Below are 16,345 nucleotides of genomic sequence, written 5' to 3' on the forward strand. Positions count from 1 at the left end.
AGCGGCTTATGTCCGCGAACGTGCCCGAAACGCTGGATGCCTGGCGGATGGTTGTAGCGCGAAGGCGCTTCGACGGTCAGGTCTCCCTGGCTGAATTGACCCGCCTGCAGGGGTTGGTCGCAGATACCGACGGCGAGTGTGTCTACTCGCTTGAATTCGGTCGCGACGACGTCTTGCGGGTATCCTATGTGGAACTGACCATCGACACCGCGTTGCCGCTGACCTGTCAGCGCAGCATGCAGCGATTCCTGTTGCCGGTGAAGGTGACCCAGAGGCTTGGCCTGATCCGCGACGAGGACGAGGAATCGTCCCTGCCGGAGGAATACGAGGCGTTGCTGGTGCCGGAAGACGGCCAGCTGCGTCCGTTGGACCTGGTCGAGGACGAGTTGGTGCTGGCAGTGCCGGTTGTGCCGCTGTCGCCCGACGGTGAGGCAGTCGACAAGGACTGGGCACCGAGCGAAGAAGAAACGAAGAAGGCCAACCCGTTTGCGGCGTTGGCAGCACTGAAGAAACAATAGCAGCCGGATTGTCGTCGGCGGCTGCGGCGAAAGCGAAAGTGTGCTGGGCGCTGGCGTCCTGCGCGACGATACGACGAAGCAAATCGAACCGAGTTTGGAGCAATCCCATGGCTGTGCAGAAATCCCGTGTCACCCCGTCCCGCCGCGGCATGCGTCGTGCCCACGACGCCCTGAGCGCCAAGCAGCTGTCGACCGACCCGACCACCGGCGAAGTGCACCTGCGTCACCACATCACTGCCGACGGTTTCTACCGCGGCAAGAAGGTCATCCAGACCAAGACCTCGGCCGTCGAAGAAGATTGATGTGCCGGGAAGGCCGCTGCCTCCGGGCAGCGGCCTTTGCCTTCTTTCCCGGGCGTGCCGGTGATCGGCGGCCCGCGCAACAGGAAACATGATGAGCAAGCGGATCTATTCGAGGATCGCGGGCACCGGTAGCTATTTGCCGGAAAAAGTCCTGACCAACGCCGACCTGGAAAAAATGGTCGAAACCTCGGATGAGTGGATCCAGTCGCGCACCGGAATTCGTGAACGGCACATCGCGGCCGAAGGCGAAACAACCAGCGACCTTGGCTACAACGCCGCCCTGCGCGCGCTTGAAGCCGCAGGCATCGATGCCTCGCAGCTCGACATGATCGTGGTCGGCACGACCACGCCTGATCTCATTTTCCCGTCCACCGCGTGCCTGATCCAGGCCAAGCTCGGTGTGGCCGGGTGCCCCGCCTTCGACGTCAACGCCGCCTGTTCGGGCTTCGTGTTCGCGCTGGGCGTGGCCGACAAGTTCATCCGTTCCGGCGACTGCAAGCACGTGCTGGTGATCGGCACCGAAACGCTGACCCGCATGGTCGACTGGAACGATCGCACCACCTGCGTTCTGTTCGGCGATGGCGCCGGCGCTGTCGTGCTCAAGGCCGACGAAGACACCGGCATCCTCAGCACCCACCTGCATGCCGATGGCAGCAAGAAGGAGCTGCTGTGGAACCCGGTTGGCGTTTCGACCGGCTTCAAGGACGGCGCCAACGGTGGCGGCACCATCAACATGAAGGGCAACGACGTGTTCAAGTACGCCGTCAAGGCGCTGGACTCGGTCGTGGACGAGACCCTGGCCGCCAACGGCCTGGACAAGTCCGACCTGGATTGGCTGATCCCGCACCAGGCCAACCTGCGCATCATCGAAGCCACCGCCAAGCGCCTGGACATGTCGATGGACCAGGTCGTGGTGACCGTCGACAAGCACGGCAACACCTCGTCCGGCTCGGTGCCGCTGGCGCTGGACGCCGCCGTGCGTTCGGGCAAGGTCGAGCGCGGCCAGCTGCTCCTGCTGGAAGCCTTTGGCGGCGGCTTCACCTGGGGTTCGGCCCTGTTGCGCTATTGATAGTGCAAGTTACGACAATGTGAAGCTTTGTCGTTGCGGCCCCTCTGGGGCCGTAACGCGTTTAAGGAGGACCTGTCATGGTTGAGCCCATCGTCATCGAAGGGCAACGTGCCTGGCTGAAGCAGTACGGCAAGGGAAGCCGAGCAATGGCCCTGGGCCTGCTCAATTTTGTTGCCCGCCGTTTCCATCTCGATGCCCTGCGCCCGCCACCGCACCGCGGTGGCGACGCCGCACGCGAAACCGAAGCCCGCCGCCTCGCGGAACTGCAGGCGCAGGGTGTGAACGTGCCTGACGTCCTGGGCACCGGCCATGCCGCCCTGGTGATCGGTGACAACGGCAGCTCGTTCAATACCTGTCTGCGCGAAGCCGACGAGACTGGTCGCGATCGGCTGGTGATGGCGGCGATGCAGGCCATTGCCGAAGCGCATGCCCGTGGTGCCTATTTCGGCCAGCCGTTGCCGCGCAACCTCACCTGGGATGGCGAGAACGTCGGCTTCATCGACTTCGAGGAAGATCCGCTGGAAGTGATGGATCTGTCCGAAGCGCAGGCCCGCGACTGGCTGATGTTCGGTTACGGCGTGGCCAAGTACTACGCCGACCGCCCCGAGCACCTGCAGGCGATGATGGCCGAAGCGATGGGCGACGTTCAGGAGCCTGTGCGCGAGCACGTGCATGCGGTCAGTGGCCGCCTGCGCAGCCTGGCCCGGGTGTGCATGAAGCTGGGCCGTTCAGCGCGCGCGCTGGCCCATTCGATTTTCATTGCCCACGGCGCCAGCACTGCCGGCGTGCTGATGCTGGTGGGCCTGTGCGTGGATTTCCTCGCCGACGGCGATCTGGACGTCCTGCAGCTGTTCTGCTGATGGCTGATAGGGGTCATATCCCTTTTCCTGCGGAAAAGGGATATGACCCCGTTGCGCTTGCCCGGCCGCCCACCATACGCGTGCATACGCGCACGTACAGACGACACGGCATGTTCCCCCTTATCATGGCCCGCTTCGATTGCAACAAGCGGATGACCGCGTGACCGTATCCACCCTCGCTTTTGTCTTCCCCGGCCAGGGCTCGCAGTCTGTGGGCATGGTGGCCGAGCTGGCCGAACTGCACCCGCAGGTGCGTGAAGCCTTCACCGAGGCATCCGATGGTGCCGGCGTCGACCTGTGGGCGCTGTCCCAGGGCGGCCCGGAGGAAATGCTCAACCGTACCGAATATACCCAGCCGGCCCTGCTGGCCGCGAGCATCGGCGTGTGGCGCGCCTGGAACGCCGTGGGCGGTCCGCGCCCGTCGGTGCTGGCCGGCCACAGCCTGGGCGAGTACACCGCCCTGGTCGCGGCGGGCGCGCTGAGCCTGCATGACGGTGCGCACCTGGTGCGCCTGCGCGGCCAGCTGATGCAGGAAGCCGCACCGGCCGGTGTCGGCGCCATGGCCGCCGTGCTCGGCGCCGAAGACCAGCTGGTGCTGGACGTCTGCGCCGAAGCCGCAGGCAGCCAGGTGGTGGTGCCGGCCAACTTCAATTCGCCGGGCCAGATCGTGATCGGTGGCGACGCCGATGCGGTTGACCGTGCGCTGGCGCTGCTGGCCGAAAAGGGCGTGCGCAAGGCCGTGAAGCTGGCCGTCAGCGTGCCCTCGCACACCCCGCTCATGCGCGAAGCCGCCAACCGCCTGGCCGAAGTGATGGCCGGCCTGTCCTGGCAGGCGCCGCAGCTGCCGGTGGTGCAGAACGTCGACGCCCAGGTTCATGACGGCATTGACGCGATCCGTACCGCGCTGGTCCAGCAGCTGTACCAGCCGGTGCAGTGGACCGGGTGCGTGCAGGCGCTGGCCGCCCGTGGCATCACCCAGATCGCCGAGTGCGGCCCGGGCAAGGTGCTGACCGGCCTGGTCAAGCGCATCGACAAGGCCATCGATGGCCGTTCGCTGGCCACGCCGGGCGACTTCGAAGCCGCCCGTGAGGCATGGTCGGCCTGATTTCCCTGTTCCTGCCGACTGTACCGGTGGCCGCTGCAAGCGGCACGGGTGCGGCGGCCGTCCCAGCCTGAGGAAAACATCATGAGCAAGCCCCTGCAGGGTGAAATCGCACTGGTCACCGGCGCCAGCCGTGGCATTGGTGCCGCCATCGCCGATCTGCTGGCCGCCCAGGGCGCCACCGTCATCGGCACCGCCACCACTGAATCCGGCGCTGCCGCGATCGGTGAGCGCCTGGCCGCCCACGGCGGTCACGGCCGCGCGCTGAACGTCACCGACGCTGCCGCGTTGGATGCCGTGCTGGCGGACATCGCCAAGGAATTCGGCCCGATCTCGATCCTGGTCAACAACGCTGGCATCACCCGCGACAACCTGCTGATGCGCATGAAGGACGAGGACTGGGCGTCGATCATCGACACCAACCTGACCAGCGTGTTCCGCACCAGCAAGGCGGTGATGCGCGGCATGATGAAGGCGCGCAAGGGGCGCATCATCAACATCGCATCGGTGGTGGGCGTGACCGGCAATGCCGGCCAGGCCAACTACGCCGCGGCCAAGGCCGGCATCATCGGCTTCAGCAAGTCGCTGGCCAAGGAAATCGGTTCGCGCGGTGTCACCGTCAATGTTGTCGCACCTGGCTTCATCGACACCGACATGACCAAGGCGTTGCCGGAAGAAGCGCGTACCGCGCTGATCAACGACATCGCCCTCGAACGCCTGGGTTCGCCGGAAGACATCGCCCATGCGGTGGCCTTCCTGGCCGGCCCGGCTGCCGGTTACATCACCGGCGAAACCCTCCATGTGAACGGCGGCATGTACATGCCGTAAGCAAGGGGCGCAGGGATTGCGCCGCAAGTGGTTGATCTGCGAAGGTTTTTGCTGCAATGCAAGGCCGCGCCGGTTTCCACTACACTATCCCACGGCCATCGCCTTTGATGGCGACCACTTTTGAACCACAACTCCATCTGGAGCGAGATCCCATGAGCACCATCGAAGAACGCGTCAAGAAAATCGTCGTCGAACAGCTTGGCGTCAAGGAAGAAGAAGTCACCAACAGCGCATCGTTCGTCGATGACCTGGGCGCTGACTCGCTGGACACCGTTGAGCTGGTGATGGCCCTGGAAGAAGAATTCGAGTGCGAGATCCCGGACGAAGAAGCCGAGAAGATCAGCACCGTGCAGGCCGCCATCGACTACATCAAGGCCCACGTCAAGGCCTGATGTCAGACGGCAGTGCGCGCGCGGGCCCATGCTCGCCGCGCACCGCACCCCATGGGGCCGCAGTTGCGGCCCCGTGTGTTTGAGCATCACACCGAAGCAAACCGAGTTGCCCGTTGAAATCAGCCGGGTCAGGAGAATCAGCAATGAAGCGTCGCGTCGTCGTAACCGGCCTGGGTATCGTCTCGCCGTTGGGCAATGATCTGGCCAGCAGCTGGGAAGGCATCACGCAGGGTCGTTCGGGCATCGGTCCGCTGACCAACGTTGCGGATGCCTACCTGGATCGGTTCACCACCAAGATTGCAGGTGAGGTCAAGGGATTCGACATCACTGCCGACAATGAACTGTTCGGCAAGTTCCGGGTCAGCGGCAAGGATGCCAAGAAGATGGACCCGTTCATCCATTACGGCCTCGGTGCCTCGTTCATGGCCCTGCATGACTCGGGCCTGGACATCACCGACGCCAATGCCGAGCGCATCGGCGCCATCGTCGGCGCCGGCATCGGCGGCCTGCTCGGCATCGAAGAGCAGACCATCGAGTTCCACGAGGGCAAGAAGATCTCGCCCTTCTACGTGCCCAAGACCATCATCAACATGCTGCCGGGCCAGCTGAGCATCATCACCGGCCTGAAGGGCCCGTCGTTCTCGGCGGTGTCGGCGTGCGCGACCTCGAACCATTCGATCGGTACCGCGATGCGCATGATCCAGTACGGCGATGCCGACGTGATGGTGGTCGGTGGTGCCGAACGTGGCTCGTCGCCGACCGCACTGGGCGGCTTCTGCGCGATGAAGGCCATGAGCACCCGCAACGACGCCCCGGAACAGGCTTCGCGCCCGTGGGACAAGGACCGCGACGGCTTCGTGCTGGGCGACGGCGCCGGCATCCTGATCCTGGAAGAGTACGAGCACGCCAAGGCGCGTGGCGCGAAGATCTACTGTGAACTGGCCGGCTTCGGCGCCAGCTCCGACGCGTACCACATGACCGCACCGAGCGAGAACGGCGAAGGCGCCGCCCGCTGCATGGTCATGGCCATGAAGGACGCTGGCGTGACCCCGGAACAGGTCGGCTACCTCAACGCGCACGGCACCTCCACGCCGCTGGGCGACCTGGGCGAGACCATGGCGATGAAGACCGCCTTCGGCGACCACGCCTACAAGATGATGGTCAGCTCCACCAAGTCGATGACCGGCCACCTGCTGGGCGCTGCCGGCGGCGTGGAAGCAATCTTCTCGGTGATGGCGCTGCAGGACAACGTCATTCCGCCGACCATCAACCTGCAGCAGCCGGGCGAAGGCTGCGACCTGGACTACGTGCCCAACGAAGCACGCCAGGCCAAGGTCGACGTGGTGATGTCGAATGGCTTCGGCTTCGGCGGCACCAACGGCACGCTGATCTTCAAGCGCGTCTGACCGAGCTGTAGCGGCGAACCATGCTCGACTCCGCCGTTGTGTAGAGTCGAGCCATGCTCGACTGAACGTGCGTTACGCACGAGGAGGCCGCCGCAAGGCGGCTTCCGTGCATCTGAATCCCCGAACTGGCCGCCATGACCCACGCACCGCTGATCCACCCGCTGCCGCACCCGATCGATCTGCTGGCCCTGCAGCAGCACGACCCGGCGCGCTTCCCGCTGCTGATGGAATCCACCGCCTCGGGCACCGCCCAGGGCCGCTGGAGCCTGCTGCTGGCCGCGCAGGGCGATAGCCTGCGGCTGGATGCCGATGGCCAGGTGCGCGACCAGCACGACGCGGTACACGCCGGCAGCTTCCTGCAGGTGCTGGATCGCGCCTGGCAGCGCGAACGCCTGCCGCACGACGGCAGCCACAGCCTGCCGTTCCGCGGCGGCTGGGCGTTGATGCTGGATTACGAAGTGGCCAGCCAGATCGAGCCGGTGCTGCCGGCGCGCGCGCGCGAGGACGGCCGCCCGACCGCGCTGGCGCTGCGCTGCCCGGCCGCAGTGCTGCACGACCATCACAACGATGCCAGCTTCGTCATCGCCGAAGCCGGCGAGCAGGCGTTGCTGGATGCGCTGGTGGCACTGGCCTCGGCCGCGCTGCCCGAAGCCGGGCAGGGCTGGCAGCCGCCGCAGTCGGTGGGCGAGGATGCGCCGCAGCGCTTCACCGACGGCGTACGCCGGGTGATCGAGTACCTGCGTGCCGGCGATGTGTTCCAGGTGAACCTGTCGCGGCGCTGGAGCGCACAGTTCGCCGCGCCGGTCAGTCCGCAGGCGCTGTACGCGCAGCTGCGCCGTGCCAACCCGGCACCGTTCGCCGGCCTGTTCAGCGCGCACGGCCGCCACGTGGTCAGTTCCTCGCCGGAGCGGCTGGTATCGGTGCATGCCGGCCACGCGCAGACCCGCCCGATTGCTGGGACGCGTCCGCGCTTCGAGGGGGACGATGATGCCGCGCGCATCCAGGAGCTGGTCGGCCACCCGAAGGAGCGTGCCGAGCACGTGATGCTGATCGATCTGGAACGCAACGACCTGGGCCGCATCTGCCTGCCCGGCACCGTGGTGGTCGATGAGCTGATGACGGTGGAGAGCTACGCCCATGTGCACCACATCGTCAGTAATGTCAGCGGCCACCTGCGCCCGGAAATCACCCCCGGCGAGGTGATCGCCGCCACGTTCCCGGGGGGCACCATCACCGGCTGCCCCAAGGTGCGCTGCATGCAGATCATCAGCGAGCTGGAGCAGGTGCCGCGCGGAGCCTACACCGGCGCCTTCGGCTGGCTGAACCGCGATGGCGACCTGGACCTGAACATCCTGATCCGTACCGCCGAAGTGGATGGCTACGAGGCGAGCTTCCGCACCGGCGCCGGCATCGTGGTTGATTCGGACCCGGACAAGGAACTGGACGAGACCCGTGCCAAGGCCCGCGGCCTGCTGCGCGCGCTGGGCCAGCAGGGGTAGTGCCGGCCGCTGGCCGGCAACCCCATTCCCCTACGGTGGGTGCCGACCGTTGGTCGGCACGGATGTGGGTGGGTGCCGACCGTTGGTCGGCACGCAGGCGCCACCCCGGTCATGACCCCAATCCACCGGCACGGTATCCTGCACGACGGAATCGAGTTCAGAGGTAGTCCATGGCGGGAGCCAAGCGCGGGTGTCTGTTCGTGGTAACGCTGGTGGTGGTGCTGGCCGCCGTCGTGGCCGGCGCGGGCGCGTGGTTCTTCTACCAGCAGACCCGGTTCGCCGACGCCCCCATCACCCCGTCCGCCGAGAGCATGGTCATCGCCAGTGGCGATGGCATGAACAGCGTGCTGCGCAAGCTGCGCGATGCCGGTGTGGATGAAGGCCAGGACGCGCAGTGGCAGCTGCTGGCGCGCCAGCTCGATGCTGCCGGCAAACTGAAGGTGGGCGAGTACGCGCTCAGCGCTGACCTGACCCCGCGCGAGCTGCTGCTGCGCATGCGCGCCGGCAAGGTGCTGCAGCACCGCGTCACGATCATCGAGGGCTGGAACATCCGCCAGCTGCGTGCCGCGCTCAAGCGCGCCGAGCCGCTGCTGCACACCACCGATAATCTTGATGACGCGGCGCTGATGCAACGCCTCGGTTTCGGTGGCCAGCATCCGGAAGGCCGCTTCCTGCCGGAGACCTACGTCTACCAGCGCGGCGACAGCGACCTCGATGTGCTCAAGCGCGCCCACGCCGCGATGGAAAAGGCACTGGACGAGGCCTGGGAAAGCCGCGCGCCGGACCTGCCGATCAACACGCCCTACGAACTGCTGACGATGGCGTCGATCATCGAGAAGGAAACCGCGCTGGCCAGCGAGCGCCCGCAGATTGCCGGCGTGTTCATGCGCCGCCTGAAGATCGGCATGCGCCTGCAGACCGACCCGACCGTGATCTACGGCATCGGTGCTGCGTATGACGGCAACATCCGCCGCCGCGACCTGACCACCGATACGCCCTACAACACCTATACCCGTGCCGGCCTGACCCCGACCCCGATCGCCATGCCCAGCCGCGATGCGCTGATGGCGGCCGCACAGCCGGCACCGGGCGACGCGCTGTACTTCGTCGCCGTGGGCGATGGCAGCGGCGCGCACGTGTTCTCGCCCAGCCTGGATCAGCACAACGCCGCAGTGGCCCGCTACCTGCAGCAGCTGCGCCAGCAACGTACCAAGGAGACCCCGGCGCAATGAGTCCCGCGCTGCTTCGCCACCCGCGTTTCGTCAGCCTGGAAGGCGGCGAGGGCGCAGGCAAGACCACCGCCATCAATGCCATCCGTGACTGCCTGCGCAGCCATGGCCATGAGGTGGTGCTGACCCGCGAGCCGGGCGGTACGCCGCTGGCCGAGCGCATCCGCGGCCTGGTGCTGAAGCCCGATGCCGAGATCGCCGCCGAACCGCTCAGCGCCGAAGCCGAACTGCTGCTGGTGTTCGCCGCACGCGCGCAGCATGTGCGCCAGGTGATCCAGCCGGCGCTGCAGCGCGGTGCCTATGTGCTGAGCGATCGCTTCACCGATTCCAGCTACGCCTACCAGGGCGGTGGCCGCGGCCTTGATCCGCAGTGGATTGCCGACCTGGAGCGCCGCGCCGTCGGCCTGCTGCCGGGCCTGACCCTGCTGCTGGACGTGGACGTGGCCGTCGGCCGCGCACGCGCCAATGGCCGCGACCTGTGGCCGGACCGCATCGAAAGCGAACAGGATGATTTCTTCCAGCGTGTGCGCGCCGTGTTCCGCAGCCGCGCGCAGCAGGACCCGCAGCGCTTCGCGCTGATCGACGCCGGGCAGGTGCAGGAACGCGTGGCGGCCGATGTGGTCGCGTGCGTCGAGCGCTGGCTGCAGGACGGGGAGGGCGCATGAGCACGTTCTCGCCCTGGCAGCAGCGCGCGTTTGACCAGACCGTGGCGGCGCTGGATGCCGATCGGCTCGGCCATGGCCTGCTGATCTGCGGCCCGGCCGGGCTGGGCAAGCATGAGGTGGCGCTGGCCCTGGCCGACCACGTGCTGGCGCGCGGCGATGCCGCGCATGCCACGCGCACGCGCCAGCTGATCGCCGCCGGTACCCATCCGGACCTGCAGCTGGTCAGCTTCATTCCGAACAAGAGCGGCGACAAGCTGCGCACTGAGATCGTCATCGAGCAGGTGCGCGAGATCACCGACAAACTGGCGCTGACCCCGCAATACGGCGTGGCGCAGGTGGTGATCGTCGACCCGGCCGATGCGATCAACCGCTCGGCGGCCAATGCGCTGCTGAAGACGCTGGAAGAGCCGCAGCCCGGCCGCTACCTGTGGCTGATCAGCAGCGACCCGGCGCGCCTGCCGCAGACCATCCGCAGCCGGTGCCAGCGCCTGGAATTCAAGCTGCCGCCGCAGCACGAGGCGCTGGCCTGGCTGCAGCAGCAGGGCCACAGCGAAGCATCGGCGCGCGAAGCGCTGGACGCCGCGCGTGGCCATCCCGGGCAGGCCGACAACTGGCTGCGCGAAGATGGCCTGAGCCTGCGCCGCGAAGTGGGCCGCGAGCTGGAACAGCTGGCCGCCGGCAAGACCGGCGCGGTGGAGCTGGCGCAGAAGTGGTGCGCCGATGACAACGCGGCGCTGCGCCTGCGCTTTGCCGCCGACCTGGCGCTGGCCCAGGCCAGCACCGATGCCTTGACCACGCCGGAGCGATTGCACAAGCTTGCAGCCTGGTTCGATGCGGCCAACCGCACCCGCGACCTGCTGCGCACCACGGTGCGTGCAGACCTTGCGGTGGTCGAGTTGCTGCTGGCCTGGAACAAGGTGAACGAGCGGCCTGCCGCAAGGGGAAATCGATGAGTGCCAGCAACGCCCGCCAGGGCATCCTGTCCCTGGCTGTGAAGGACAAAGCCGCGCTGTACAGCGCGTACATGCCGTTCGTGAAGAATGGCGGCATCTTCGTGCCCACGCCCAAGCGCTACTTCCTGGGCGACGAGGTGTTCCTGCTGCTGACCCTGCCCGATTCCAGCGAGCGCCTGCCGGTGGCCGGCAAGGTGATCTGGGTGACCCCGGCCGGCGCACAGGGCAACCGCACCGCCGGCATCGGCGTGCAGCTGGCCGACGGTGCCGAAGGCGAGGGCGTGCGTCACAAGATCGAGACCCTGCTGGCCGGCCTGACCGGCTCGGACAAGCCGACCCATACGATGTAACTGGGCGCGGATCACCGCCACTGGTAGCGCCGGGCCATGCCCGGCGGCGATCGCCGAAACACCCGTGAACACGAATGTGAAAAACTGTTGACGGCCTCTGAAAAGCCCCTATAATGAGCGGCTCAGCAACACACCGGGCGGTTAGCTCAGCGGTAGAGCATTGCCTTCACACGGCAAGGGTCACAGGTTCGATCCCTGTACCGCCCACCATGTTGCAGAACGAAAGAAGCCTCCAGCAATGGGGGCTTTTTTGTTGCCTCGCATAATCAGCGAGGCCTTGCGCCAACCGGCGCCAGGGCATCACCCAGTCCATCCTGTGCAGCCCGCGCGATCTGGCGTGCGGCAACGATCAAGCCGTCCCGATGGAAGTCACCGAGTTGATCCTGTGGATCGCCAGCCAGGCGCGCGCGTTCGGCAGCATGCAGTAGATCCAGTACGGCATTCAATGCGACCAGCGAGCGGTCGAGCGAGCCGAAGCCTGTGGCGCTGAGTGTCTGCGGGGTACACGCGCGCCCGGCCTGGTCATCACCGGCGCGGATGGCATCGAGGCATGAAAGGAACGTTGGGCGCGAAGGTGGCAGCAGTCGCTCCGCCAGTGCGCATTCGATCTCACGCGCAAGGTCCTCGGGCACGTCGGCGGCGACGTCGCCGATAAGCGCGTGCAGGCGGGGATGGATGGCGGTTTGGTTGGTCATGGCGAAACCCTCACTGGGGTAGGGCCACCTTCCAAAGTGAAGGTGGCGGACGGTGCGGGTTGGCGTGCCAAGGCAAACAAGCTTCAAGGGAGAAGAACGCCTGGCGGATCTTGCGATCCCCACGCACCGCCCGCCATTGAGGGCAGTCGATGCATTCTCTCAACTGCGATTTCTCTCGCAGTCCTTGAAGCCTGTTCGTTTATTCGAGACGCCAATCCCGGCCAAGGCTTCTTGCCTCGGCGCGGCGATCTTCAGGCCGGGTAATCACATCGGTCTGTAAGGAAAGTTCTCAACTGTCCCTAGGCAGGCCAGGCCTTTCCCGTTGTGTGTCGTCCGACACCCGCGAGTAGTGCCGCCCATCACTGATGGCGCACATCGCCGCCCCTACCGACCGTGCATATGACGACTCCGGAGGGCCACTGCCACGGCAATCGCGTCACCCCGCGCGGCGGAGGCGGGACCATGCCACGCATGGGGCCAGAGGGTTCCATCCCTGCGCTGTCCCGCCGCCCCAGGCAGGCGTAGTCTCAGCCCGTTGCCGTGCCCATCCACTCTGGAGTGCCACCATGCCGCTCGCCCGTATCGATCTTCGCAAAGGTAAATCCGCCGACTACCTGCAACGCGTCGGCGAAACCATCTACCAGGCCATGCGCGCGGTGGGGGTGCCGGAAAACGACCGCTTCCAGATCTTCCAGGAACACGCGCCTGGCACGCTGATCTACGACCCCGGCTACCTGGGCGTGGACCGTACCGACGACTTCATCTGCATCCAGATCACCTGGAATGAGGGGCGCACGCTGGAGCAGAAGAAGGCGTTGTACGCCGGCATCGCCGATGGACTGCACGCGGCGGTGGGTGTCCGCCGCGAGGATGTGTTCATCAATCTGGTGGAAGTGAAGAAGGAGAACTGGTCGTTTGGTAATGGCGTGGCGCAGTACGTGAGTTGATGCAGGTGCGCTACGCTGTCTCATTAGGACGTGCCAAGGCGCTGCGCTACTTGGCGAGCGGACGCGATTCGTGAATCAGTATCCTGGCGCTTGCGCCACGAAGTGGTGCGATGTCTTCAACGGTGCTGATCTGTACGCGGTAGCGACTTTGCGCCTGCAACGGCAGTAGCGCGACATGGAGTCGATAGGCCCCATCGCTGCCTCGTTGGGTCTGGGCGTAGTTCAGACCCTTACCGCGGTGCCAGTCTGGCAGAGGCTGGCCAGATTGCGACTGTGCGATCTGGTAGGCGTCGGGGCTTGCCAGCGGCTGCCAAGTGCCGCCTGACCATTGCTGAAGTCCTACGCGTAAAGGAATGTGCAGGTCGCGCGGAGAAGCAGCATCTGGCGATGAGGAAACGTGCTGCAGATCCAGCTCCACCGCATATGTGTGGTAGCTGGCAAAATTGCGCGCCGTGGTTTCGAACTCGAACTGCACCTGCTGGCCGGGCGCGTCCACGGCGATGGGCTGTGAGAGTTCCAGCGGCTCTGGCGGTGGGGGCGGCCCCTTGTCGGCGCAGGCGGCAAGCAGCGCGGTCAGGCCGAGCAGGCTGATGCGCAGCGGGTGTGTGATGCGGGTGGTCATGCGGATCCCTCTGGCTCCTTGCCGTGGCCATTTGAACCCTAACGTTGGCGAGGCGGAGCCTGCAAGCGCCGGGACCGCGGTGCGGTGCATTCACATGTCGCCGCGCGAGGCGAGCCCCTGCGTCACCGTGTCGCAGGGGGTAAACCCTGAACGGGGTCCAAGGTTGGCTATGGCCCCGTAGAATGGCGGCGTGCGCCGTTCTGCTCTCCACCGCCGGTTCCAGGCCCTGGCATGGCTTGCCATGCTGCTGGTGCTGCTCGCCCCGCTGGTGAGCCGCTGGCTGGCGCACGGTCACGTGGCTGCCGCTGTACCGGTGGCAGCCGTGGACCACGCGATGCACGCAGAGCATGCGCAGCACGCGATGGAAGGGCACCACGACCATCACGCGATGGCGATGCCGCACGGCGAGGCCGCAAAGAAGCCGGCCGTCGATCCACACGCCGATCATGAGATGGGCGTGGATTGCGATTACTGCCTGATCGCAGCGCGGTTGATCACCCTGCTGGTGGCGGCAGTGCTGCTGTTGGCGCCGATGGCACCGGTGTGCCGCGCACTGCGCGGTGCGGTGCAGACGTTGCCGCAACGGATCAGCGGCACATTGGGAGCGCGTGGGCCGCCAGCCATGATGGCCGCCTGAGCCGCACGCGCGTTGCATTGAACATTTTTCCATGAGGTTGCCGGCCACGGCCGGTGCCCGCACGCGCGTGTTTGTCCCTTTCTGATTGCTGCCCTGCCATTGCGGGGTGGCCTTGCATGCCGTGAATAAATGAAAACGAACCCCAACTCCGCGCGCCTGCGCCGGGCGACGCTGCCTGTCCTGTGCGCGTTGCTCCTGCATGCCGCGCCCCTGCTTGCCGCCGACGCGGCACCCCCGACCACGCTGGATACCGTGCGGGTGGTCGATACCCGCAGCGGTGAGCTGTCGTCCTCCGCCAACGCCGGTTCCGCGCTGGGCCTGAGCGTGCTGCAGACACCGGCCAGCCTGACGGTGATTTCGCGCGAACAACTGGAGCAGCGCGGCGACAGCAACCTCAACGATGCGATCAGCCGGGCGGGTGCGATCAGTGCGATGCCGCACCCGGGCAATGGCCTGAGTGCGCTGTCCAGCCGCGGCTTCACCGACGGTGCTTCGGTGATGCGGCTGTACGACGGGCTGCGCCAGTACGGTGGCGTGGGCATCACGTTCCCGTTCGATACCTGGTCGATCGAGCGCATCGAAGTACTGCGCGGCCCGGCCTCGGTGATCCATGGCGACGGTGCGATCGGCGGCGTGATCAACATCGTGCCGAAGAAGCCCACGCGCGGCGCCATCGAGAACGAGATCAGCGTAACAGTCGGCAGCGAGGACACCGCGCGGCTGGGCTTCGGCAGTGGTGGCGCGCTGACGCCCGAGCTGGCCTACCGGCTGGATGTGAGTGGCAACTACAGCGGTGGCTGGGTCGACCGCGGGCGCAACAGTGACGCGACAATCTCCGGTGCATTGCTGTGGCAGCCGCGCGCGGACCTGCAGCTGACCCTCACCCATGCGCAGGGCTACCAGCAGCCGATGCGCTACTTCGGTACGCCGCTGGTCGAGGGCCGCCAGCTGGCGGCGCTGCGCCACCGCAACTACAACGTGGACGACAGCGAGATCCGCTATCGCGACCGCTGGACCCAGCTCGATGCGCTGTGGACGCCGACCGCGAATGTCGAATGGCGCACGCGCCTCTACCAGATCGGCAGCCAGCGCGATTGGCGCAATGCCGAGGCCTATGTCTACAACCGCGCTACCGGCTTGATCGATCGATCTGGCAATACCGAGATCACCCACAACCAGGACCAGACCGGACTGACCTCGACGCTGCGCGTGCAGGGAACCGCAGGTGGCCTGCAGAACAGCTTCGCGGTGGGCCTGGACGCCAACCGCGCGCACTTCAAGCACACCAACAACACCTATGCCGGCAGCTCGGGCCCGGTTGATCCGTTCGATCCGGTGCCGGGGCAGTTCGCCAGCGACGCACCGAACCTGCCGCGCTACCGCAACCGTGCCGAGCAGTACGCGCTGTTCGTGGAAGACCGGTTGGCGCTGAGCGAGCGCTGGTCGGTGCTGGGTGGGCTGCGCCACGATCGTGCGCGCATCGACCGTACCGATCTGATCAGCGGCCAGAACGCGTTCTCGAAGACCTACAGCAGCATCGGCTGGCGTGCAGGCACGGTATTCGCGCTGCAGCCGACGTTGAGCCTGTATGCGCAGTACTCGCAGGCGGCGGACCCGGTCAGTGGCCTGTTGATGATCAGCCCGGCCAACGGCGCCTTCGACCTGGCCAAGGGCCGGCAGATCGAGGTGGGCCTGAAGCAGGCCTTCGATGGCGGCGAGTGGACGCTGGCGGCGTATCGCATCCGCAAGACCGGGCTGCTCAGCCGCGATCCGCTGGTGCCGGACCGCCGCGTGCAGGTGGGTGCGCAGACCTCGCGCGGTATTGAAGCGTCCTTGAATTGGAACTTCGCGCCGCACTGGTCGTTGGATGCCAACGCGACGGTGCTGAAGGCCGAGTTCGAGGACTTCCTTGAAACCACGGGTTCGCCGCCGATGCTGGTGTCGCGCGATGGCAACGTGCCGCCGAACGTGGCCGAGCGCCTGGCCAGTGTGTGGTTGAGCTGGCAGTTCGCGACGGATTGGAGTGCGGCGGGTGGCGTTCGCTATGTCGGCAAGCGCTACGCCGACAATGCCAACACGCTGGAGTTGCCCGGTTACAGCACCACCGACCTGGCGCTGACGTGGCAGGCAGCACCGCGCACGCGATTGTCCGCGCGCCTGTTCAACGTGTTCGACAAGGCGTACTACGCCACCGCGTACTACACCAGCACGCAGTGGCTGCTGGGTGCGGACCGTCGCGTTGAGTTCACCGTCGACCATCGCTTCTGAGGA

The 16,345-nt window shown here is 66.3% G+C and carries 18 protein-coding genes and 1 tRNA gene; 17 read left to right on the forward strand and 2 right to left on the reverse strand.

What is annotated here, in order from left to right:
• Positions 1-8 precede the first annotated feature (8 nt).
• From ACZK1G_RS04830 to ACZK1G_RS04895, 14 genes are all read left to right on the forward strand, one after another.
• A complete protein-coding gene (locus ACZK1G_RS04830) occupies positions 9-518 on the forward strand; it encodes a YceD family protein (protein ID WP_049404889.1) in 510 nt (169 codons plus the stop codon).
• Positions 519-625: 107 nt separating this feature from the next.
• The gene (rpmF, locus tag ACZK1G_RS04835; protein WP_004154640.1) at positions 626-820 is read left to right on the forward strand and encodes a 50S ribosomal protein L32; all 195 of its coding nucleotides are present in this window, start codon (positions 626-628) and stop codon (positions 818-820) included.
• Positions 821-911: 91 nt separating this feature from the next.
• Positions 912-1,889, forward strand: a complete 978-nt coding sequence (locus ACZK1G_RS04840) for a beta-ketoacyl-ACP synthase III (protein ID WP_049443384.1) — start codon at positions 912-914, stop codon at positions 1,887-1,889.
• Positions 1,890-1,966: 77 nt separating this feature from the next.
• A complete protein-coding gene (locus ACZK1G_RS04845) occupies positions 1,967-2,749 on the forward strand; it encodes a BUD32 family EKC/KEOPS complex subunit (protein WP_101765029.1) in 783 nt (260 codons plus the stop codon).
• Positions 2,750-2,909: 160 nt separating this feature from the next.
• Positions 2,910-3,854: an ACP S-malonyltransferase gene (gene fabD / locus ACZK1G_RS04850; RefSeq protein ID WP_049443386.1), complete on the forward strand. Its 945-nt coding sequence runs from the start codon at positions 2,910-2,912 to the stop codon at positions 3,852-3,854.
• Between the two features lie 81 nt (positions 3,855-3,935).
• Positions 3,936-4,679, forward strand: coding sequence for a 3-oxoacyl-ACP reductase FabG (gene fabG, locus ACZK1G_RS04855; protein WP_049421577.1), 744 nt, complete (start codon positions 3,936-3,938; stop codon positions 4,677-4,679).
• Between the two features lie 152 nt (positions 4,680-4,831).
• A complete protein-coding gene (acpP, locus tag ACZK1G_RS04860; protein ID WP_005415509.1) occupies positions 4,832-5,071 on the forward strand; it encodes an acyl carrier protein in 240 nt (79 codons plus the stop codon).
• 143 nt (positions 5,072-5,214) lie between these two features.
• Positions 5,215-6,477, forward strand: a complete 1,263-nt coding sequence (fabF, locus tag ACZK1G_RS04865; protein WP_014036191.1) for a beta-ketoacyl-ACP synthase II — start codon at positions 5,215-5,217, stop codon at positions 6,475-6,477.
• A 134-nt stretch (positions 6,478-6,611) separates the two neighbouring features.
• The gene (locus ACZK1G_RS04870) at positions 6,612-7,976 is read left to right on the forward strand and encodes an aminodeoxychorismate synthase component I (protein WP_101765030.1); all 1,365 of its coding nucleotides are present in this window, start codon (positions 6,612-6,614) and stop codon (positions 7,974-7,976) included.
• Between the two features lie 170 nt (positions 7,977-8,146).
• Positions 8,147-9,208 (forward strand): endolytic transglycosylase MltG, encoded by a 1,062-nt coding sequence (gene mltG / locus ACZK1G_RS04875; RefSeq protein ID WP_101765031.1) that lies wholly within the window; start codon positions 8,147-8,149, stop codon positions 9,206-9,208.
• Positions 9,205-9,870: a dTMP kinase gene (gene tmk / locus ACZK1G_RS04880; RefSeq protein ID WP_014036194.1), complete on the forward strand. Its 666-nt coding sequence runs from the start codon at positions 9,205-9,207 to the stop codon at positions 9,868-9,870. The genes mltG and tmk overlap by 4 nt, the downstream gene beginning before the upstream one ends.
• On the forward strand, positions 9,867-10,823 hold the full coding sequence (locus ACZK1G_RS04885) for a DNA polymerase III subunit delta' (protein WP_014036195.1): 957 nt from the start codon (positions 9,867-9,869) through the stop codon (positions 10,821-10,823). Before tmk ends, ACZK1G_RS04885 begins: the two co-directional genes overlap by 4 nt.
• Positions 10,820-11,173 carry a PilZ domain-containing protein gene (locus ACZK1G_RS04890; RefSeq protein WP_005412452.1) on the forward strand — a complete coding sequence of 118 codons (354 nt, stop codon included), beginning with the start codon at positions 10,820-10,822 and terminating at the stop codon, positions 11,171-11,173. The genes ACZK1G_RS04885 and ACZK1G_RS04890 overlap by 4 nt, the downstream gene beginning before the upstream one ends.
• 135 nt (positions 11,174-11,308) lie before the next feature.
• Positions 11,309-11,383 (forward strand) — tRNA-Val (locus tag ACZK1G_RS04895).
• A 56-nt stretch (positions 11,384-11,439) separates the two neighbouring features.
• On the opposite strand, the gene ACZK1G_RS04900 is transcribed toward ACZK1G_RS04895, so the two are convergent.
• Positions 11,440-11,868: a hypothetical protein gene (locus ACZK1G_RS04900; protein WP_014036196.1), complete on the reverse strand. Its 429-nt coding sequence runs from the start codon at positions 11,866-11,868 to the stop codon at positions 11,440-11,442.
• 566 nt (positions 11,869-12,434) lie between these two features.
• Between ACZK1G_RS04900 and ACZK1G_RS04905 the strand changes: the two genes are divergently transcribed.
• Positions 12,435-12,815, forward strand: a complete 381-nt coding sequence (locus ACZK1G_RS04905; protein ID WP_101765032.1) for a tautomerase family protein — start codon at positions 12,435-12,437, stop codon at positions 12,813-12,815.
• A 46-nt stretch (positions 12,816-12,861) separates the two neighbouring features.
• On the opposite strand, the gene ACZK1G_RS04910 is transcribed toward ACZK1G_RS04905, so the two are convergent.
• Entirely contained in the window at positions 12,862-13,437 is a 576-nt protein-coding gene (locus ACZK1G_RS04910) for a hypothetical protein (RefSeq protein WP_101765033.1), read from the reverse strand.
• 241 nt (positions 13,438-13,678) lie between these two features.
• On the opposite strand from ACZK1G_RS04910, the gene ACZK1G_RS04915 reads away from it, so the two are divergent.
• Both ACZK1G_RS04915 and ACZK1G_RS04920 read left to right on the forward strand, forming a co-directional pair.
• Positions 13,679-14,074, forward strand: coding sequence for a DUF2946 family protein (locus tag ACZK1G_RS04915; RefSeq protein ID WP_049443394.1), 396 nt, complete (start codon positions 13,679-13,681; stop codon positions 14,072-14,074).
• A 129-nt stretch (positions 14,075-14,203) separates the two neighbouring features.
• Positions 14,204-16,342, forward strand: a complete 2,139-nt coding sequence (locus ACZK1G_RS04920; protein WP_049443395.1) for a TonB-dependent receptor — start codon at positions 14,204-14,206, stop codon at positions 16,340-16,342.
• Positions 16,343-16,345: the final 3 nt, after the last annotated feature.

The organism is Stenotrophomonas sp. 109824_Sma, from assembly GCF_056480025.1.